Genomic DNA, 20,375 nt, shown 5'->3' with positions numbered 1-20,375 from the left:
CGAAGCAGACCCTATGGCGTTAGAGGTGGCGTCGCCCCGCTTGCGACAGCTCAGAGTCCTGGAACGCGGCGGCCCTCAAGCAACGAATGCGGCGAGCGGCCCGCGCAGCGGGCCGAGGTCCGCGTCAGTGCTGGATGTCACCGCCCTTGCTTTCCAGGTAATTGGTCGCCTTCGGCGCCTTGTCCCGATCGCCGCCGGCGGCGTAGGGCTGATCGGCGGACGGCGTCTGATAGCCGACCGGCGGGTCGGTCAGCGACGCGCGCGGCGGCTCGCCGGTGAAGCGCGCCTGTTCATCGTCGTTCTTGCCGCCGAACAGGCTGCCGAACATGCCGCCGTTATAGCCGAGCTGCGACGGCGTCAGCCGCTGATTGGATTCGCTGAAGGTGCCGGCGGTGCGGTTCCCGGTGCCGACGGTCGGCATGCGATTGGTGGCGCTGACGCCGGGCGTCATCTCGCTCGGGTTGAGAACTCGGTTTTCGTCACGGAACTTGGCGTCTGCCGACTTCATCGCCTCGACGCGGGCGCGCTTGGCCTCTTCCCGCTTACGGGCGATGTCGGGGTCCTTCGGCCAGGCCGGGTTGCCGGCGATCGCGGCGTCGGACTTCTCCGGCGTCGGCAGATCGGTGGACGGCGGAATGACCAGCGGCGCGCGCTCCTGGTAGACGATCGTATCCTTGTTCGGCGACTGCAGGCCGAGGCCTTCCAGAAGGTTGCCGATCATCTTGGAATCCCACGGCCGGTCGTCGCCGGCATCGGCGGCGCGCGCCGGCATGGCCAGCGCAGCAACGGAGAAGCCGAGAACCAGCGCCGCCAAAGCGGCCTGACGGGAGGAGCGACGAGCGATCATGGAACTTGCCCCTTCTGTTCGGGTGTCCGCCGGATTGGGCACCAAACTCACCTGACCCGGCCTATTGCCTTGGGATCAGGGCGCTTTTACGGCACGTCCGCCGAAGAAGGACTCATACAGCAGACCCGCCACCCCGGCAACGATGGCCACGTCGGCGAGGTTAAAAACGAACCATTTGAACTGCCAACCTGCCCCGGAAACGTGAAAAAACACGAAATCGACCACCCAGCCATGGAGCAGGCGGTCGACGGTATTGCCGGCCGCCCCGCCGATGATCAGGCCGAGCGACAGCGCCGTCAGCCGGTCCTCGGCCTTGGCCAGCCACACCCAGAGTAGGAGCACCGCCAGCAGCTTGAAGCCGACCAGCGCCCACTGCCCGGCCTCGCCCGGCATCTGCAGCAGGCCGTAGCTGATGCCGTAGTTGCGGGTCAGCACGAAGTCGAAGAACGGCCCGAGCCGGATCGGATTGGCGTCGAGGTCGTGCACGAACACGAGGTAGAGCTTGGAGGCCTGGTCGATGACCAGGGCCAGCGCGGCGACGGTGACGCCGAAAGCGGTGAGCGGCCCGGCGAGATAGGATTTGAGATTCATTTAGACCGTCGTCCCCGCGCAAGCGGGGACCCATACGCTGCGTCGTCGCAGTTCGGCAAGGCGCGAGCCACGGCCTGCGCGGGGACGACCATTGTTACTCCGCCGCCTTCTTCATCGTCTCCCACTCGCGCAGCGCCTGAGCGTCGCGCGGGCTGACGTCCGGGTACTCCGGATCGGCGCCGATCGTGGTGAGGATCTTCCACGACCGCGCGCATTTGGTGCCCTCGGCGAGATTGGAGATGACGGCGACGCCCGGCACGTCCGGCGAGCGGAACGCATTGGCCGGGCCTTCGTCGGTCACCAAGGTCAGCGCCGACGTGATGCAGATCTCGGCGAGATCGACATCGAGCACCGCCTCGTAGAGTTCGCCGTTCGACACATGCACGATCGGATGCGCCTCGAGCGAGGAGCCGATGCGTTTCCCCGCGCGCTCGATTTCGATGGCGCCGGTGACGACGCGGCGCACCGCGCGCACCTTGCGCCACTTCTCGGCCAGCTTGTCGTCGCGCCAGGCCGCCAGCACCTTCGGGAACGGCTCCAGATGCACCGATTTGGCATCGGCGCCATAACGCGACAGCCAGGCCTCCTCGGCGGTGAAGCACAGCATCGGCGCCAGCCACGTCACCGTGCAGCGGAACAGATAATCGATCACCGTGAGCGACGCCTTGCGTGTCATCGATGAATAGGGATCGCAATACAAGGCGTCCTTGCGGATGTCGAAATAGAACGCCGACAGATCCGACGTCATGAAGGCCGACAGCGCCGCGAAGATCTTCTTGTAGTCGAAATCGGCGTAGGCCTTGCGCACGATCTCGTCGAGTTCGACCAGACGATGGAGCATCAGGCGCTCCAGCTCCGGCATGTTCTCCGCCTTGACGCGCTCGTCGTCATGGAAATGCGCCAGCGAGCCGAGCATCCAGCGGATCGTGTTGCGCAGCTTGCGATAGGTATCGGCCGTGGTCTTGAGAATTTCAGGACCGATGCGCAGGTCGTCGGCATAATCCGACGCGCAGACCCACATGCGCAGGATATCGGCGCCGGACTGCTTGATGACATCCTGCGGCGCCACGACGTTGCCGAGCGACTTCGACATCTTGCGGCCGTTCTCGTCGAGCACGAAGCCATGCGTCAGCACGACATCGAACGGCGCACGTCCGCGCGTGCCGCAGCTCTCGAGCAGCGACGAATGAAACCAGCCGCGATGCTGGTCGGAGCCTTCCAGATACATCACGGTGTCGTCGCCGCCATCGACTTTGCGCTTGATGCCGGCAAGCTGCGGGAAATGCACGGGATCGTCGAGCACGAACGCGTGCGTCGAACCTGAATCGAACCAGACGTCACAGATGTCGTCGACCTTCTTCCACGCATCGGCGGACAGTTTCGGCCCGAGGAAACGCTCGCGCGCGCCTTCCTTGTACCAGGCATCGGCGCCTTCGGCCTCGAACGCCTCGACGATGCGCAGTTCAACTTCCGGATCCTGCAGGATATCGACCGTGCCGTCCGGCTTTTCCTTGATGAATACCGCGATCGGCACGCCCCAGGCGCGCTGGCGCGAGATCACCCAGTCGGGGCGGCCCGAGATCATGCCGTTGATGCGGTTCTCGCCCGCGGCCGGCACCCAGCGGGTCTTGGCGATGGCGTCCAGCGCGCGTTCGCGCAAGGTGCGCTGGTCGTTTGACGCGACGCCTTGCGGCGTGGCCGCGATCGCGGCGACCGACGACGCGCCGACGAAGGCTTGGTTCATGGCGATGAACCACTGCGGCGTGTTGCGGAAGATGATCGGCTTCTTCGAGCGCCAGGAATGCGGATACTGATGCTTGAGACGGCCGCGCGCGATGATCATGCCGGCGTCGGCCAGCGCGGCGATCACGGTGTTGTTGGCGTCGCCCTTCTCGCCCTTGTCGTTGATGACGCGCTTGCCCTCGAAGCCGGGCGCCTGCGCGGTCAGCGCGCCGTTCTCATCGACGGTGTAGGGAATGGCCGAACTGATGCCGCGCGCCTCTAACGCGGCCTTGTTGTCCATCCACACCTCGAAGTCTTCGCGGCCATGGCCCGGCGCCGTGTGCACAAAGCCGGTGCCGGCGTCGTCGGTGACGTGATCGCCGGCGAGCAGCGGCACCTGGAAGTCGTAACCTTTGCCGGCGAACGGATGCTTCAGCGTCATTGACGCCAGCATCTCGGCCGAAACGTCGGCGATCTTGTCATAGGCCGCGACCTTGGCCTGCTTGAACACTTCGCCGGCGAGATTTTCAGCAAGAATGAACAGATCGCCGAACTTCGCCCAGTTCTCCGGCGCAGCGTCGGTGACCTTGTAGAGTCCGTAGCTGATCTTTGGTGAGAACGAGACGGCGCGATTGCCCGGCAGCGTCCACGGTGTCGTGGTCCAGATGACCACGGCGGCCTGCGCCAGGTCGCCCGAGCCGTTGACGACCGGAAACTTCACCCACACCGTATCGCTGGTGTAATCTTCGTACTCGATCTCAGCTTCGGCGAGCGCGGTCTTTTCAACGACCGACCACATCACCGGCTTCGAGCCGCGATACAACAAACCGTTGGCGGCGAACTTCATCAGTTCGCGCGCGATCTGCGCCTCGGCCGGATAGCTCATCGTCGTATAGGGATGATCCCAGTCGCCCTCGACGCCGAGCCGCTTGAACTCCTCGCGCTGCACGTCGAGCCACTTCTGCGCATAGGCGCGGCATTCCTGGCGGAACGCCACCATCGCTGCCGGATCGGAGAAGTTCGGCTTCTGCTTGTTCTTGGAGCGGTAGTTCTCTTCCTCGATCTTCCATTCGATCGGCAGGCCGTGGCAGTCCCAGCCCGGCACGTAATTGGAGTCGAAGCCCAGCATCTGCTGGCTGCGCGTCACCACGTCCTTGAGGATCTTGTTGAGCGCGTGACCGATGTGGATGTTGCCGTTGGCGTAGGGCGGACCGTCATGCAGCACGAACTTCTCGCGGCCCTTGGCCTCGGCGCGGAGCTGGGCATAGAGGTCCGTCTCCTCCCAGCGCTTGAGCAGCTCGGGCTCCTTCTGCGGCAGGCCGGCGCGCATCGGAAATTCCGTCTGCGGCAGGAACAGGGTCTCGGAATAATCGCGTTCGGGCTTCGACATTCGATTTTTCGGCCAAATTTCTGGGGTCGGCGGGGTGTTTAGCAGGGCGCATATGGCCGCGCAAAGACTTCGGCCGGGTAAACGGCGGCGGCAGGACAGCCACGCTTAAATGTCCATAATCCTAGGGAAGCCCGGAAAAGGCCTCGCAATCCCTTCGGCGCCTGCTCCATTCCTCAGGGGAAGGATCAAGGGACAAAGGCAACCTTGGGCCTGATAACAGGGGCGATGGATCATGGCGGTGTCGTCCCCCGCGAAGGCGGGGACTCATACCGCCGCGCCCTATCGACGGCGCGGGGCCATGGGTCCCGGCTCTCGCTGCGCTCGGCCGGGACGACAGTCAGAGAGTCCCCAACCGCGGAAACGCCTTGCCGGAGCGCTGCAGCGCCGCGCGCGCCTGCGCCACGTCGGCCATCATGTGCTTCTTCAGCGCCTCGACCGACGGGAATTTCTGCTCGTGGCGGATCCACCCGATGAAGGCGACGTCGAGCGTCTTGCCGTAGAGATCGCCCTCATAGTCGAGCAGGAAGATCTCGAGCAGCGGCGCGCCGTCGTCGAACATCGGCCGCGTGCCGAAACTGGCGACGCCATCGACACGTTGGCCGTCGATATCGGCGCGCACCGCGTAGATGCCGTGCTTGAGCGCGCAGGACGGGTCGAGCCGGATATTGGCGGTGGGAAAGCCGAGCTCGCGGCCGCGCTTCTCGCCGTGGATCACCTCGCCGGAAATGAACCATGGCGCGCCCAGCAGCTCGGCGGCTTCCACCACTTTGCCCTGGGCCAGCGTCTCGCGGATCGAGCCGGACGATACCGGCCGGCCCTCGTCCTCGAGCGGCGGCACGACATCAACCGGAAAGCCGAGCCGCGTGCCTTCGAACGACAGGAAGTTCGGCGAGCCGGCACGGCCCTTGCCGAAGTGGAAGTCGTAGCCGATCGCCACGCCGCCGACGCCGAACTTCTCCACCAGGATCCGACGCACGAAATCCTCGGCCGTGGTTGCGGCAAAGGCGGCGTCGAACTGGAACACGATGGCGCCGTCGAGCCCGGTTGCCGCCAGCAGCCGCAGCTTGTTGCGCTCGCTCGACAGCGAGAACAGCGGAACCTCGGGACGAAAGAACTTGCGCGGATGCGGCGAAAACGTCAGCGCCGCCGCCTTGCGGCCGAACTGGGCGGCGCGGTCGAGCGCCGCGCCGATCACCTGGCGATGGCCGCGATGCACGCCGTCGAAATTGCCGATGGCGACCACTGCGCCGGCAAGCGCGCCCGGCTCGCCGTCGGTCACGACGGTAAAGGGCCGGTCGGACGAAACTTCGCTCATGGTCGGATCAAATTCTGGGCCAAAGAAGGTCGATGTTACAGCAGGTTGCCGGTCTTTACGCTTCCGCCCCAGCCTTAGGCAACTGCCACATCCGGGTATGGACAGTGTTAAGAGTTATTAGTCCGTTACCAAACCTTCAAGTTAACCGGATATTCAAATGCCGAACCTTAGAGTGCCAACCATAGCGACGGGGACGCCCCGACGGGGGCGTGGATTAGAGTCATGGCTGTCGATCATTCGATGCCGGTGCTGGTCGTGGACGATTATTCCACGATGGTCCGCATTATTCGCAATCTGTTGAAGCAGCTCGGCTTTGTCGAAATCGACGAGGCCAATGACGGTAATGCGGCGCTGGCCAAGATGCGCGAGCGCAAATACGGCCTCGTCATTTCCGACTGGAACATGGAGCCGATGACCGGCTACGACCTGCTGCAGCAGGTGCGCGGCGACGAAGAACTGGCGGCGACGCCCTTCATCATGATCACCGCCGAATCCAAGACCGAGAACGTCATTGCCGCCAAAAAGGCCGGCGTCTCGAACTATATCGTCAAGCCGTTCAACGCGCAGACCTTGAAGTCCAAGATCGACGCCGTGTTCGATCCCGCCGTCGACGCGCCGGCGGCTTAAGCCACTTCTGCCAGACATCCGATCCGCCTCATCCTGAGGAGCGCACGACGTGCGCGTCTCGAAGGATGGGCGGCCTCCATGGCTCAAGACGCCTGCTCCGCAGGCTCCTCACCATGAGGCCGAACCGGCTCACGAGCTCCCGGCCTTCCCTCATCCGGCGCAGGCGCTATATTGGACGCCTGCCCGGAGACGTATGATGACCATACCTGTAAAGCCGCCCGCCGAAGCGCCGCGCTATATCAAGCTCAACGACGCCGACAACGTGGCCATCGTCGCCAATGCCTTCGGCATGCCGGCCGGCTCGCGGTTTCCCGACGGTCTGACGCTCAGGGACTACGTGCCGCAGGGCCACAAGGTCGCGCTGGTCGACATCCCCAAGGACCAGCCCATCGTCCGCTATGGCGAAGTCATCGGCTACGCCGTGGACGACATCGCCGCCGGCAGCTGGGTCGAGGAAGCCCGCGTGCGCATGCCGGCGCCGCCCAGCCTCGACGGCCTCGAACTCGCCACCCGCACGCCGCCGGCCCTGCCGCCGCTCGAGGGCTTCACCTTCGAGGGCTTCCGCAACGCCGACGGCACCGTCGGCACCAAGAACATCCTCGCCATCTCGACCAGCGTGCAGTGCGTCGCCGGCACCCTGGAGATCGCGCTCAAGCGCATCAAGGACGAACTGCTGCCGAAATACCCGAACGTCGATGACGTCGTCGCCGTGACGCATGTCTATGGCTGCGGCGTTGCCATCAACGCGCCGAAATCCGAAATCCCGATCCGCACGCTGCAGAACCTCGCCCGCCATCCCAACTACGGCGGCGAGGTGATGGTCGTCGGCCTCGGTTGCGAGAAGCTGGCGCCGGAGCGTCTGCTGCCCGCCGGCAAGACTGCCGATCACGAGATCATGCGGCTGCAGGACGAGAGCCTGACCTCGTTCGGCGCCATGATCGAACTCATCATGCGCATGGCCGACGAGCGGCTGAAGGTGCTCAACGCACGCGAGCGCGAGACCTGCCCGGCCGCCGATCTCGTGGTCGGCATGCAATGCGGCGGCAGCGACGCCTTCTCCGGCGTCACCGCCAACCCGGCGCTGGGCTTCGCCGCCGACCTTCTGGTGCGCGCCGGCGCCACCGTGATGTTCTCGGAAGTCACCGAAGTGCGCGACGCCATCCACCTGCTGACGCCGCGCGCCGCCAACGAACAGGTGGCGCGCGACCTCATTCGCGAGATGCAGTGGTACGACGATTATCTCGACAAGGGCGGCGTCGATCGCTCGGCCAACACCACCCCCGGTAACAAGAAGGGCGGCCTCGCCAACATCGTCGAGAAAGCGCTCGGCTCGTCGGCGAAGTCCGGCTCGTCGGCGATCAGCGGCGTGCTGGCGCCGGGCGAACGCGTCAAGGACAAGGGCCTGATCTTCGCCGCCACCCCCGCTTCCGACTTCGTCTGCGGCACGCTGCAACTGGCGTCGGGCATGAATGTGCACATCTTCACGACCGGACGCGGCACGCCCTACGGCCTGTCGTCGGTGCCGGTGATCAAGGTGGCGACGCGCAACGAACTGGCCCAGCGCTGGGCCGACCTGATCGACGTCAATGCCGGCACCATCGCCTCGGGCGACGCCACCATCGAAGAAGTCGGCTGGGAGATCTTCCGCCTGATCCTCGACGTCGCCAGCGGCAGGACCAAGACCTGCACCGACAAGTGGGGCCTGTACAATCAGCTGGCGCTGTTCAACCCGGCCCCGATCACCTGATCACCAGGTGAGGTGTTTCATCACCGCCGTCGGCGCTTCGCCCGCCGCGGCGAACACCGTCTTCATCGCATCGCGCTGCGGCGTATCGCGGCCGCCGAATTCCTCGGCGTGAATGCCGGCGGCAATGAACAGCATGTCGATGCCGAAGGCGCGCGCGCCTTTGAGATCGGTGCGCACGGAGTCGCCGATCGCCATCACACGCGTCATATCGACCTTGCGGCCGAGCGCGGCTTCCGCCTTTTTCAGCGCCATGTCGTAGATCGGCCGATACGGCTTGCCGGCGTAGAGCACTTCGCCGCCCATCGTCGCATAGAGATCGGCGATCGAGCCGGCGCAGTAGATCAGCCGTGAGCCGCGCTCGACGACGAGATCGGGATTGCCGCAGACCATGAACAGCTTGCGCTTCAGCGCAATCTCGAGCCGCGCGCGATAGTCTTCCGGCTTCTCGACTTCGTCGTCGAACAGTCCCGAGCAGACGATGTAATCGGCGCTTTCCAGCGGCGCGAATTCGACGTGCAGATCCTTGAAGATCGAATGATCGCGCTCGGGGCCGATGTGGCAGATGGTCTGGCCCTTACGGTGCGCAATGACGTCGCGCGTGACGTCGCCGGAGGAGACGATGCCGTCATAGGCTTCGTGCGGCACGTGCAGATGATCGATCTGGCGGATTACTGCTTCGCCCGGTCGCGGCGCATTGGTGATGAGGATCACAACCTTGCCCATCGCGCGCACCCGCATCAGCGCGTCGCAAGCGTCAGGAAACGACACTTCGCCGTTGTGCACGACGCCCCAGACATCGGACAGGAACACGTCATAGGCGGACGCAAGCGCCGAGAAATGGGGCTCGAGGTTTGGCAAATTCGATATCCGTCAGACGGTATGCGCGTTGGCGGCGAGATATTCGCTGAGCGTCTTGGTGGTGGCGGGATTTTCGGCCGCCGGCGGCGATGCCGCGCCTTGCAGCGCTTCGGCGCGCACCGGGCGCGGCGCCGAGAACAGGAAACCCTGGCCGAAGCGCACGTCGTAATCCAGCAGATCGACCACCGTGCTTTCGTTCTCGATGCGCTCGCCGATCAGGTCGATGCCATTGCGCGCCAGAAGATCGGCGAGATCCTCGGCCTGAATGTCGCTTTGCGCAGCGGCAGCGCGGTTGAGCAGCAGGTTGGCCGGCACCTTGATGAAGCGGAACGAACGGTCGGCCAGTTCCTTTGGCTCGAAACGCAGGTCGGTGACGTGATCCATGGCGAAGCGGAAGCCGCAGTCAGCGAGCGCCGCGAGGCTTTCATGTTCGATCGGGCCGAAGGCGCGATAGGCGGCCTGGGTAAACTCGAACATCAGCGAACCGCCAAGCGCGCGGTTGGCCCGCATGAAATCGAGGAACTGCTTGAAATACACGCCGTCGGTCAGCGTCGTGCCGTTGATGTTGCAGAACAGCCCGACGTCGCGGCTCTTGAGCTGCAACCGCCGCACCACCTGCACGCAGCGGAACACCAGCATGTTGTCGATCTTGGGCATCAGCCCGGCGGTTTCGGCGATGTCGACGAAATCGACAGCGGGAATGATCTCGCCGTCCTCGGTGCGCAGCCGCGACAGCGCTTCGTAGAAGCGCACCTTACGCTGCGGCAGCGTGACGATCGGCTGCAGATAAAGGTCGATGCGATTGGCGTCGGCCGCCTTCGCCACCATCTCGCTGATCTGCTCGCGCGACATCCCCTGGAAGCGGAGCGGACCGCTGACGGCATCGGTCTCCTTCAGCGCCAGCGGCGCCTCGGGAGCCGGTTCGAACGAAGTGGCTGGCGCTGCGGCTGCAGCTATCGGCGCTTCCACCCGCGCGGCCTGCTGCATGCCGTTCGGCGTGCCGAGCATGGTCTCGTGCGCGGCCACTGTCTCGGCCAGTTGCCGCACCAGTCCGCCGAGTTCACCGATCTCGGCGGCGATCGGATCGACCGCCCCGCGCGCGCGGTTCACGGTCTGCTCGACCCGACTCTCCACCGCGGCCAGGCGCCGCGACATCTCGGCCATCTGTCGCGACAGGTCGGCGGTGCCGCGCGACAGATCGGCGATCTGGTCGCCGAGAAGGCCGCGGTCGCGCAGCCGGTTGCTGATCGAATTGTACAACGCCATGACGATGAGCGCGCCGAGCGCGATGATCGCCGCGGTGCGGACGTCGAGATTGACGCCGAAATACAGCACGACGCCGATCGAGCCCGCGACGAGCACCATGCAGATCGCGATGAAGATGGCGCTGAGACGAAGCATTCGATTCAGGATCCCGCGGAGCCTCGGCCAGGGTCTGTGCAGTCGGGCAGTCTCTGGGCGGTGGCAGGTGATTCGCATCCGCCCGCCCCAATGTCCATGAGGCGGCGCGCCTGTGCAACCGGGAATTCCTGATATGGTAGGGGCGCTTCGCCATCCTTCCCCAGCACATTTGGCGCGCGCCGGCTAAGCGGCTAAGTCCGGACCCAAGGGCCGACCCAACCGGAACTCCACTCCGATGCAGGCTTCCCGCTCGACTTCGATTCTCGCCACGATCGCTGCCGCTCCGGAGCGCGCGCTGGTGGCGATTCTTGGCATTCACGCCGTGGTTTGGACGGTACTGCCGGACCTGCTCTACCCGAACCTGCCGCTCGACCTGATCGAGGCGCTGACCTACGGCCGCGAGTGGCAATTGGGCTACGATAAATTGCCGCCGCTGCCGTGGTGGCTGGTCGAGACCGCAAACCTGACCATCGGTCATGACTACGCCTATTACCTGCTGGCCCAGATCGCCGTCGTCGCCGCGCTGGCCCTGGTCTTCGTCACCGCCCGGCCGCTGGTGGGTCCGATCGGGGCGCTGGTCGCCGTCCTCATCGTCGACGGCCTGCACTACCTCAATTACACCGCCGCCAAGTTCAACCACGACGTCATCCAGCTGCCGTTCTGGGCGCTGGCCGGCTATGCGCTGCACCGCGGCCTGCGCGGCGGCAAAATCGGCCACTGGGCGCTGCTCGGCCTCGCCGTCGGCATCTCGCTGTGGGCGAAATACTTCGTCGTCGTCCTGGTGGCGCCGATGGCGGTGTTCGCCCTGGTCGACCCGGACGCGCGCAAGGCGCTCAAGACGCCCGGCCCGTACATCGCCGCCGCGATCGCCCTGATCATCGCCGCACCGCATCTCATCTGGCTGGTGAAAAACGACTTCCTGCCCTTTGCCTATGCCGAGCACCGCGCCGTCTTGCCGCGCGGCTGGTACGATCACCTCTTGCATCCGTTCGAATTCGGCATCGGCCAACTGTTCTTCCTGATCCCGTCGCTGCTGATCGCCGGGCCGCTGTTCATCCCGAAGCGCCGGGCCGATGAGGCGCCGCTCGATCCCAGCACCGCCGACGCCTTCGACCGGCGCATCGTCACCTGGCTGGCCTTTGGACCTTTCGTCGCCGTGCTGGTGCTCGGTTTCGTCTCCGGCCGCGGCGCCATCGCCATGTGGGGCTATCCGCTGTGGCTGTTCCTCGGCCTGTGGCTGGTGCTGATGGCGCGGCATGCCATCGCCGGCTTCCGCCTGGCGCGCATCGTCCTGACCTGGGCGATCGTGCTCGTCATGCTCGCCCTCGCCTTCGTCACCAACTACGAAATCCTGCCGCGCTTCGATCACCGCTATCGCGCGGTGTTCTTCCCCGGCAGCGCGCTGGCCGACGAGATTGCGCTGCGCTATCGCGCGGTGACCGGCCAGACGCTCGCTTATGTCATCGGCACGATGTGGGACGGCGGCAATATCGCGCATTACGCGCCGAGCCATCCGCGGGTGCTGATCGACGGCAAGCCGGAGCGCGCGCCATGGATCGACCTCAACGATCTGCGGTCGCGCGGGGCTGTCATCGTCTGGACCGATGCCGATCTCAACGTCGTGCCGCCGGCCTATCGCAGCGTGGCGCCGGACGCCGCGGTGCAGCCGTCATTCACGTTGCCCTATCGGCGCGGCCCCGGACAGATCTCCATCGGCTGGGCGATCGTGCTGCCGAAGCCGTCTTTCGCTTCGCGCTAGGCTGGTGCCTGCGCCGCCGGGTGCGCGTGATCCGAGATGATGCGGCCATCGAGCAGTTCGATCTGGCGGTCCATGCGCTCGGCCATCGCCAGATCGTGGGTGACCGCGACCACGGTCTTGCCCTGCACCGCCACCAGTTCCTGCAGCACCTCGAACACCTGCTCGCTGGCTTTGGAATCCAGCGAGCCGGTCGGCTCGTCGGCCAGGATCACCGGCGGCTCGTTGGCGAGCGAACGCGCCACGGCAACGCGCTGGCGCTGACCGCCCGATAGCTGATCCGGCCGCTTCTTCATGTGGTCGGCGAGACCGAGCGAGGACAGCAGCATCTCGGCGCGTTCGAGCATTTGCTCCCGCGACAGCCGCCCGAGCGCCCGCATCGGCAGCGTGACGTTATCGCGCACGGTGAGTTCCGGCAGCAGGAAGTGGAATTGGAAGACGAAGCCGAGCATGGTCAGACGCGCCAGCGCCCGCTCATCCTCGGTCATCACCGTCGTTACCTTGCCTTCAATGAGCACCTCGCCGGACGTCGGCACGTCCAGGAGGCCGAGCAGATAAAGCAGAGACGACTTGCCCGACCCTGACGGTCCCGTAATGGCGACGAATTCGTGCGGGCGGATGACGAGATCGACATCGCTCACCAGAGTCGTCGGCACGATGCCGGGCAGGATGCGCGTCACCTTGCGCGCCTCGATCAGCGGCGTTGCGGCATCGATGCTCATGTCGCACCCCGGATGATTTCGACCGGATGCAGACGCGCCGCCTTGCGCGCCGGCTGATAGCCGGCGACCACCGACGATAGCAAGGCCACAATGCCCGCCAGCAGGTAATGCACATAGCTGTAGGCAAGCGGCAAGCGATCGGTGTCGAGGAACGGGCTCTTGATTTCGATCGAACCCAAGCCGACGCACAGCAGATAGCCCAGCACAAAGCCGACGGCCGCGCCGGCGACGCCGATGATGGAAGCCTCGACAACGAAAATCGAGCGCACGGTGAATTCGCTCAAGCCCAGCGACTTCATGATGGCGATATCGCGCGCCTTCTCGTGCGTGATAGTGGAGATTATGTTGTAGGTGCCGAAGCTCGCCACCAGCAGAATGGCGCCGACCACGGTAAACATGATGAGATTGCGGATGACGAACGAGGACATGAGATCCTCGTGCGCCTCCTGCCACGACACCGACTTGTAGCCGGTCTCGCGCTCGACCCGGTCGGCGATCTCGCGCGAGATCATCGGGTCGCCGAGGCGGATGCGCAGTTCGTTGATCAGCCCGGTCTGCTGCGCCAGGATCTGCCCGGTCTTGACCAGGACATAGGCGGTGCTTTCGTCGACGGAGCGCACGCCGGTATGGAAGAAGCCGACGACCTGCGCGTTCATCCGCGCGCCTTCGCTGGTCTGCAACGTGATGTTGGCGCCAATGCGGGCGCCGATCTTCTCCGACAGCCGATCGCCGAGGATGATTGCATTCGTGGCGCGATACAGCGCCGCCAGAGTCGCGCCGCGCATCTGCTTCGGCAGATCGGAGACCGAGGCCTCGCGTCGCGGGTCAATGGCGACGACGGCGGTGGCGACATCGTGACTGGCGTAACGGATGATCGCCTGCACGCGAACCGTCGGCGCGATGCCGCCGGGCAGCCACGGCTCCAGCGCCGCCATGGTCGCAAGCGGATTCTTTATTCCGCGCCGGCGCGCCTCCGGCGTCAGGTTGTGGATTTCGGCGGCGTCATAGAAGCGTTCGGCCGGCTGCGGCGGCGGGGCGCGGCGCTCGTCCGACACGGTGATATGCGGCATGGCATTGACGAGCTGCTTGATGAAGTCGTCCTGCGAGCCCTGCATCAGCGACGCCATCATGATGGAAAAGCCGACGCCGGTGGCGACGCCCGCGATCGCGACGCCGGTCTGCCGCAGGCGAGCCAGCACATGGGTCCAGGCGATGTCGAAGATGAGGTTCATGGCGCGGCGAGCACACGCAGACGTGCACCGTCCTTGAGGCCAGCCGGCGCCGGTGAGGCGACCCGCTCGCCTTCCGCGATCCCGGCGACGATCTCGACCGCACGCGTACCGCGAATGCCGACCGTCACCGGGCGCCTGCGCGCGCGGCTGCCGTCGATCACGAACACCGCATTGTCCTGCACCGTATCGGTCGGCAGCAGCAGCGCATTCTCCTTCTCGCGGGTAACGATATTGGCCTCGACGCTCATGCCCGGCTTCAGTGGCGTGTCGGCCGGCAGCGCCGCCTTGATGCGGAAGGTCTTGGCGGTCACGTCGCCCATCGGCGTGACCTCGCTGATCCTGCCCTCGAGGCGGCGTTCGGGAAACGCATCGGTGCGGAGCAGCACGAGTTGGCCAAGCTGGACGCGCGGAATGTCCTCTTCGTTGACCTCGGCCACGACCTGCAGGGGCGCCGGCACGCCAACGCGAAACAGGATCTGTCCGGCCTCGGCGATCTCGCCGATTTCGCCGTCGCGGCGCAGCACGACGCCGGCCATCGGCGCGACGATGGTGTAATCGGCGATGCGCTCGAGCTGCACCGAGATGAGGCCCTGCACCTGTTGCAGATCCATGGCGGCGCGCTCATAGGCCTGCGTGGTCGCGGCGCCGCGTTCGATCAGCGCGCTGACGCGCGACATCTCGTTCTTGAGGAAGCCCTCGCGGGCGCGCAGCTCTTTCATCTGCGCCTGCACTTCGCGGTCGTCGAGCCGCGCCAGCACGTCGCCCTTGGCGACCGACCTGCCCTCGCAGTCGCAGATTTCGACGATGCGATCGCGGATGACGCTGGCCACCTTGGCCCAGCGCACCGGCTCGACGCCGCCGGTGGCATAGACGATCTCGACCGCGGTGCCGCGCGCGGCGGCGACCGCCGTCACCTGGGGGATGCCCCTCGCCTGCCACCAATAAGCACCGCCGGCGACCGCGATCAGCAGCAGAGCGAGGAAGAGAATGCGCCGTATTTGCATGCGGCGACGCTACCGGCCGCGCCGGCCGGCGCATTGACGTACCGCAAGGCATCCCCAAAACGAAATGGCCGGCACAAGGCCGGCCATGACGACGTCCTTGGTAGGCGGCTGAGGGCTACGCCCCCTGCTTGATGATCGCCGCCACCTTGGAGATGATTTCGTCGATCTGCTCTTCGGTGACGATCAGCGGCGGGCTCATGGCGATTGCATCGCCCGACGTGCGGAACATGATACCGTGGTCGTGGAAGCCGCTTTCCATCGCGTCGTAACCGCGCTTGCCAACCGCGTCGGGCTTGCTGGCGAGATCGATGCCCGCCATCAGACCGACGACGCGAATGTCGAGAACGCCCGGGAGACCCTTCAGGCTCATCACCGCGTCGGCCCAGACCGGCTCGAGCTTGCGCGCGCGCTCGAACAGATTTTCGTCGCGGTAGAGATCGAGCGTGGCGAGGCCGGCGGCGCAGGCCAGCGGGTGCGCCGAATAGGTGTAGCCGTGGAACAGTTCGATGACGTGCTCCGGTCCGTTCATGAAGGCATCGTAGATGCCCTTGCGCGCGATCACGCCGCCCATCGGCACCGAGCCCGAGGTGATGCCCTTGGCGAAGCAGATGAGGTCCGGCACCACGCCGTAACGCTCGGCGGCGAAGGCATGACCGAGACGGCCGTACCCGGTGATCACTTCGTCGAACACCAGCAGAATGCCGTGCTTGTCGCAGATCTGGCGCAGGCGCTTGAGATAGCCCTTCGGCGGCGGCAGCACCGCCGTCGAACCGGCCACCGGCTCGACGAACACGGCGGCGATGGTCGAGGCATCGTGCAGCGCCACCAAACGATCGAGCTCGTCGGCGAGATGCTCGCCCCACTCCGGCTCGCCGACCGAGAAGGCCTGCTCGGCGCGGTTATAGGTCGATTGCAGATGATCGACGCCGGGGAGCAAGGTGCCGAACTGCTTGCGGTTGGCGACCATGCCGCCGATCGAGGTGCCGCCGAAGCCGACACCGTGATAGCCGCGCTCGCGGCCGATGAAGCGCACGCGCGAGGCGTTGCCCTTGGCCTTATGATAGGCCAGCGCGATCTTCATCGCGGTATCGTCGGCTTCCGAACCGGAGTTGCAGAAGAACACGTGGTCGAGATCGCCCGGCGCCAGCGCGGCGATGCGGCTCGCCAGCTCGAACGCCTTGGGGTGGCCGAACTGGAAGGTCGGCGAGAAGTCGAGCTCGGCCGCCTGCTTCTGGATCGCTGCGACGATGGAATCGCGGTTGTGGCCGGCATTGGTGCACCACAGGCCGGCCGATGCGTCGATGATCTTGCGACCTTCCGGCGTGAAGTAATGCATACCCTTGGCGCTCGCGACCATACGCGGCCGTGCCTTGAAGGCCCGGTTCGAGGTGAACGGCATCCAGAAGGGTTCGAGGTCGTTGGGGACGGAGGTCGATGCGATTTTCGGGGCCAAGGCCATGGGGGTGCACTCGCTTCCTGCCGCGCCGGGCGGCGGATGATCGGATAGACCCCTGAGATATCCGCTTTTGACGATAATGACAAAGCGGGAAACGGCTGCTACCACCGCGCAAATTCACCACCAGATATTCAAAGCAAATATGGCTGACGCAAAACCGGGCAAAAAGCCGCAGAAACTCAAGGCGCGCCTGCCGCGCGGCCTGGCCGACCGGGGCCCGGCCGAGATCGCCGCGACGCGCATGATGGTCGAGACCATCCGCGGCGTGTACGAGCGCTACGGCTTTGAGCCGGTCGAGACGCCGGCCATCGAATATACCGACGCGCTCGGCAAATTTCTGCCCGACCAGGACCGCCCGAACGAAGGCGTGTTCTCGTTCCAGGACGACGACGAGCAGTGGCTGTCGCTGCGCTACGACCTGACCGCACCGCTGGCGCGCTACGTCGCCGAGAACTACCAGCACCTGGCGCTGCCCTATCGCAGCTACCGCTTCGGCTGGGTGTTCCGCAACGAGAAGCCCGGCCCCGGCCGCTTTCGCCAGTTCATGCAATTCGACGCTGACACGGTCGGCGCCGGCACCATGGCCGCGGACGCCGAGGTCTGCATGATGGCCGCCGATGCAATGGAAGCGCTCGGCGTGCCGCGCGGCGATTACGTGGTGAAGGTCTCCAATCGCAAGGTGCTCGACGGCATCCTCGAAGCTATCGACCTCGGCGGTGACGCCAATGCGGGACGCCGCCTCACCGTGCTGCGCGCGATCGACAAGCTCGATCGCCTCGGTCTCGACGGCGTGCGCGACCTCCTCGGCCCCGGCCGCAAGGACGACAGCGGCGACTTCACCAAGGGCGCCGGTCTCGACGAGAAAGCCTGCGACACCGTGCTCGGCTTCCTGCGCGTCGAGACGCACAACGTGCCGCAAATGCTCGACCAGATGGAAGCGCTGGTCTCGGGCTCGAATGCCGGCCTCGACGGCGTCAATGAATTGCGCGGCATCGCCGATCTGATCAACGCCGCCGGTTACGACGATGGCCGCGTTCGCATCGACTCGTCGGTGGTCCGCGGTCTCGAATATTACACCGGCCCGGTCTACGAGGTTGAACTCACCTTCGAGGTGAAGGACGAAAAGGGCCGCCCGATCCGCTTCGGTTCGGTTGGCGGCGGTGGCCGCTACGACGGCCTCGTGTCGCGCTTCATGGGCCAGCCGGTGCCCGCCACCGGCTTCTCCATCGGCGTGTCGCGGCTACAGGCCGCGCTGACCGCGCTCGGCAAACTGTCGAACAAGCCCGCGCCCGGTCCTGTTCTCGTCACCATCTTCGACCGCGACCGTGTCGCCGATTACCAGAAAATGGTCTCCGCGCTGCGCCAGGCAAATATCCGCGCCGAACTCTATCTCGGCAATCCGAAGAACAATGTCGGCCAGCAGCTCAAATACGCCGACAAGCGCAACAGTCCCTGCGCCATCATTCAGGGCTCGGACGAAAAGGCGGCCGGCCAGGTCGTCATCAAGGATCTGATCCTCGGCGCCGAACTGGCGGCCGAAAATGCTGGCGACCGCGAGGATTATCTGAAGAAGCAGGCCGAGGCGCAGTTTTCGGTCAACGAAGCTGACCTTGTCGAGGCCGTGCGCAAGGTGCTGGCGCGCGCCGCTTCCTGACGTGTGCCATTTCATAACCGCGTCATAAACCGGTAACGCTGCAGCAACTGAAATCCGTTACGACGCGCGGAACGAAACCCGTTCCGGCGCATTATCCGCACCGATCCAACCAACAATAAAGTGGGGAGTCGGTCCATGGATGATCGCTGGGCTTATCCCATTCCAATGGCCATGCAACGCCAGACCGGGTCGGCGCCGAAGCCGCGCACCGTAACGAGCCCGTCCGTCGCGCCTTCAGCCGTTCCCGACAAAGCGGGTCGCGACGACATCGGCGGCGCCGCCAAATCCGAAAGCGCTGCCGAAACCGCGCACCATTGAGCTAGCGGCGCGGCGCGGCGGGCGGCGCCATTTCGAGCACATTCATTTTCATGCCGTTCGCCATGATGATGTCGCCCGGCTTCTGGCCGCTGGCGCATGGTCCGAGCCATTTCGCCGCGATCCGGGTGTGATTCCTGGACCCGCCGGGCACCGGCGGGCCGCCCTCGCGCGAGGATTCGACGTCCACCGAATAGGCGCTGTCGAAGCTGCCGGAAACGGTCGAGTGCGTCGTCACGGTGGCGGGACCGAACTTGCAAACGCTGTCGATAGTCATGACGCCGCCGGCGTTGGAGACGTCCTGCCGGCTGCAGGCCTCCTTGGTGGTGCCGCCAAAAGCCTGGTTCATCAGTTTGTCGGTCGCGGCATCGACGCATTGCTGCATGGTCTGCCCCGGCAGGTTGCGGCCGACGAAGTCCAGCTTCAACTCCCAGAGACCGGCCTTGCGGGTCGGCATATCGAGGGCCAGCGCGGTTGTTATGGCAGGCGCTGCGGCGAAGAGCGCGACGGCGATAGCGGACAAATGGCGCATGCTCGATCTCCCATCGATGGGGCGGGACCGGCGCTTGTCCCGCACGAATGCTAGCGCAGCGCCGCCCGGTCGCGACGTGACGGCCATCACAGTGTCGAAGTGTCAGAGAACGACGATGTTGCCGTTCGCCAGCGGCGGCGCGTCATCCAGATCGATGGAATGGCCGAGCACCTGTTCGGCGGCATCGAAACTGTCGAGCAAGGACACGTTATCGATCAGCTTGCCGTCCTGAAATCGGAAGAAGTTGGCAATGCGGTAGCTCACGATGCGGCCGTCCGCCGTCAGCGTCGCGGTCATGCGCGTCAGCGCGGCGCCGCGATTGCCCTGCACCAGAAAATGTTCGCGAACGACATTGCTGACTTTCAGGACATTGCGGGCCCGGCGCGCCATCACGTCGATGACCGCGGCCTTGCCGACATGAACGCCGCAATACGGGATGACATCCACCGGCCCGCTGATCATCCAGCGCACGTTGTCATGCAGATAAGTTGCGAAGGTGTCGGTATCGCGCGCCGCGAAGGCGTCGAAATAGGCCTCGATGAGCGAGCGATCGACCACGTGTTCCGTTGCATCGGGCGCCAGCGTCACAGGAACACCAGATCGTTGACTTCGCCCGCCAGAGCGTCGGGCGGCGTGACTGCGCTCGCGCTGTCGATCGGCAGCGCATGGCCGAGCACCTGCTCGGCGGCGTTGAAGCTGTCGATGATGGTGATCGTTTCGATCACTTTGTCGTCTTTGAAGCGGAAGAAGTGAGCGAAGCGATAAGTGATGGTGCGACCGTCGGCGCGCCGCCGCGCCGTCTGAAAATTCAGGGCCGCGGCGCGGTCGCCTTCGATGACCAGCGACTCGCGCACCAACCGGATGTCGCTGAACACAGTGGGAAGTGTCTGGGTCGCCAGTTCCAGAACCTGCGACTTGCCGTGATGCGTACCGCAGAAGCTCAAGACACCGATCGGGCCGCGCGTGGTCCAGCGGACGTCGTCGTGAACCAGTTGGGCAAGCTTGTCGCCATCCGGCTTCACGAAAGCGTCGTAGAAAGCGTCCACCACCTCTTGGGCCACGACATAGGTCATCTCGGCACACTGGCCTCCTGTACCCAGTGAAGCCGCCTTACGTTGAAATTTTCTTACCCACAACGCAGCGATTTATCCGGCCAGCGGCCCGGCACCGCGGAAAATTACCAAGGCGGACCAACGCGGAAAATTT

At 65.2% G+C, this 20,375-nt stretch carries 18 protein-coding genes; 5 read left to right on the top strand and 13 right to left on the bottom strand.

All coding sequences use genetic code 11. The annotated features are described in order from the left end of the window. Positions 1-124: 124 nt before the first annotated feature. From ASD45_RS03235 to ASD45_RS03220, 4 genes are all read right to left on the bottom strand, one after another. Positions 125-847 carry a hypothetical protein gene (locus ASD45_RS03235; protein ID WP_156380693.1) on the bottom strand — a complete coding sequence of 241 codons (723 nt, stop codon included), beginning with the start codon at positions 845-847 and terminating at the stop codon, positions 125-127. 75 nt (positions 848-922) lie between these two features. Next, positions 923-1,438, bottom strand: coding sequence for a signal peptidase II (lspA, locus tag ASD45_RS03230; protein WP_056910167.1), 516 nt, complete (start codon positions 1,436-1,438; stop codon positions 923-925). Between the two features lie 94 nt (positions 1,439-1,532). Continuing rightward, the gene (ileS, locus tag ASD45_RS03225; protein WP_056910166.1) at positions 1,533-4,550 is read right to left on the bottom strand and encodes an isoleucine--tRNA ligase; all 3,018 of its coding nucleotides are present in this window, start codon (positions 4,548-4,550) and stop codon (positions 1,533-1,535) included. Between the two features lie 337 nt (positions 4,551-4,887). Next, positions 4,888-5,865, bottom strand: a complete 978-nt coding sequence (locus ASD45_RS03220; protein WP_056910165.1) for a bifunctional riboflavin kinase/FAD synthetase — start codon at positions 5,863-5,865, stop codon at positions 4,888-4,890. Between the two features lie 222 nt (positions 5,866-6,087). Here ASD45_RS03220 and ASD45_RS03215 point away from each other — a divergent pair, with 222 nt between their 5' ends. Both ASD45_RS03215 and garD read left to right on the top strand, forming a co-directional pair. Beyond that, on the top strand, positions 6,088-6,492 hold the full coding sequence (locus ASD45_RS03215; RefSeq protein WP_056910164.1) for a response regulator: 405 nt from the start codon (positions 6,088-6,090) through the stop codon (positions 6,490-6,492). A gap of 196 nt (positions 6,493-6,688) precedes the next feature. Then, entirely contained in the window at positions 6,689-8,239 is a 1,551-nt protein-coding gene (garD, locus tag ASD45_RS03210) for a galactarate dehydratase (RefSeq protein WP_056912562.1), read from the top strand. Here the strand turns inward: garD and ASD45_RS03205 are convergent, their stop codons facing one another. Together ASD45_RS03205 and ASD45_RS03200 are read right to left on the bottom strand one after the other, a co-directional pair. Next, positions 8,240-9,097, bottom strand: coding sequence for a TIGR01459 family HAD-type hydrolase (locus tag ASD45_RS03205; protein WP_156380692.1), 858 nt, complete (start codon positions 9,095-9,097; stop codon positions 8,240-8,242). 12 nt (positions 9,098-9,109) lie between these two features. Then, positions 9,110-10,498: an EAL domain-containing protein gene (locus ASD45_RS03200; protein WP_056910162.1), complete on the bottom strand. Its 1,389-nt coding sequence runs from the start codon at positions 10,496-10,498 to the stop codon at positions 9,110-9,112. A 235-nt stretch (positions 10,499-10,733) separates the two neighbouring features. On the opposite strand from ASD45_RS03200, the gene ASD45_RS03195 reads away from it, so the two are divergent. Next, complete coding sequence (locus tag ASD45_RS03195) at positions 10,734-12,257, top strand: glycosyltransferase family 39 protein (RefSeq protein WP_056910161.1); 1,524 nt, start codon at positions 10,734-10,736, stop codon at positions 12,255-12,257. On the opposite strand, the gene ASD45_RS03190 is transcribed toward ASD45_RS03195, so the two are convergent. From ASD45_RS03190 to ASD45_RS03175, 4 genes are all read right to left on the bottom strand, one after another. Then, positions 12,254-12,976, bottom strand: coding sequence for an ABC transporter ATP-binding protein (locus ASD45_RS03190; protein WP_056910160.1), 723 nt, complete (start codon positions 12,974-12,976; stop codon positions 12,254-12,256). The genes ASD45_RS03195 and ASD45_RS03190 overlap by 4 nt on opposite strands. Beyond that, the gene (locus tag ASD45_RS03185) at positions 12,973-14,208 is read right to left on the bottom strand and encodes an ABC transporter permease (RefSeq protein ID WP_056910159.1); all 1,236 of its coding nucleotides are present in this window, start codon (positions 14,206-14,208) and stop codon (positions 12,973-12,975) included. Before ASD45_RS03185 ends, ASD45_RS03190 begins: the two co-directional genes overlap by 4 nt. Beyond that, complete coding sequence (locus ASD45_RS03180; protein WP_056910158.1) at positions 14,205-15,212, bottom strand: efflux RND transporter periplasmic adaptor subunit; 1,008 nt, start codon at positions 15,210-15,212, stop codon at positions 14,205-14,207. Before ASD45_RS03180 ends, ASD45_RS03185 begins: the two co-directional genes overlap by 4 nt. Positions 15,213-15,327: 115 nt before the next feature. Continuing rightward, on the bottom strand, positions 15,328-16,671 hold the full coding sequence (locus ASD45_RS03175) for an aspartate aminotransferase family protein (RefSeq protein ID WP_056910157.1): 1,344 nt from the start codon (positions 16,669-16,671) through the stop codon (positions 15,328-15,330). Between the two features lie 139 nt (positions 16,672-16,810). Between ASD45_RS03175 and hisS the strand changes: the two genes are divergently transcribed. Together hisS and ASD45_RS03165 are read left to right on the top strand one after the other, a co-directional pair. After that, positions 16,811-18,322 (top strand): histidine--tRNA ligase, encoded by a 1,512-nt coding sequence (gene hisS, locus ASD45_RS03170; protein WP_056910156.1) that lies wholly within the window; start codon positions 16,811-16,813, stop codon positions 18,320-18,322. A gap of 135 nt (positions 18,323-18,457) precedes the next feature. Next, positions 18,458-18,640, top strand: coding sequence for a hypothetical protein (locus ASD45_RS03165; RefSeq protein WP_056910155.1), 183 nt, complete (start codon positions 18,458-18,460; stop codon positions 18,638-18,640). A gap of 1 nt (position 18,641) precedes the next feature. Here ASD45_RS03165 and ASD45_RS03160 read toward each other — a convergent pair whose 3' ends face one another. The 3 genes from ASD45_RS03160 to ASD45_RS03150 form a co-directional block, all read right to left on the bottom strand. Beyond that, positions 18,642-19,169, bottom strand: a complete 528-nt coding sequence (locus ASD45_RS03160) for a DUF3617 family protein (RefSeq protein ID WP_056910154.1) — start codon at positions 19,167-19,169, stop codon at positions 18,642-18,644. A gap of 102 nt (positions 19,170-19,271) precedes the next feature. Then, positions 19,272-19,757, bottom strand: coding sequence for a nuclear transport factor 2 family protein (locus tag ASD45_RS03155; RefSeq protein WP_056910153.1), 486 nt, complete (start codon positions 19,755-19,757; stop codon positions 19,272-19,274). Further along, positions 19,754-20,242 carry a nuclear transport factor 2 family protein gene (locus ASD45_RS03150; protein ID WP_056910152.1) on the bottom strand — a complete coding sequence of 163 codons (489 nt, stop codon included), beginning with the start codon at positions 20,240-20,242 and terminating at the stop codon, positions 19,754-19,756. The genes ASD45_RS03155 and ASD45_RS03150 overlap by 4 nt, the downstream gene beginning before the upstream one ends. Positions 20,243-20,375 lie beyond the last annotated feature (133 nt).

The sequence above is a fragment of the Pseudolabrys sp. Root1462 genome (assembly GCF_001426945.1).
Taxonomy (GTDB): Bacteria; Pseudomonadota; Alphaproteobacteria; order Rhizobiales; family Xanthobacteraceae; genus Pseudolabrys.
The sequence above is the reverse complement of the archived record's forward strand: the minus strand, read 5'-3'. Positions and strand labels throughout refer to the sequence as shown.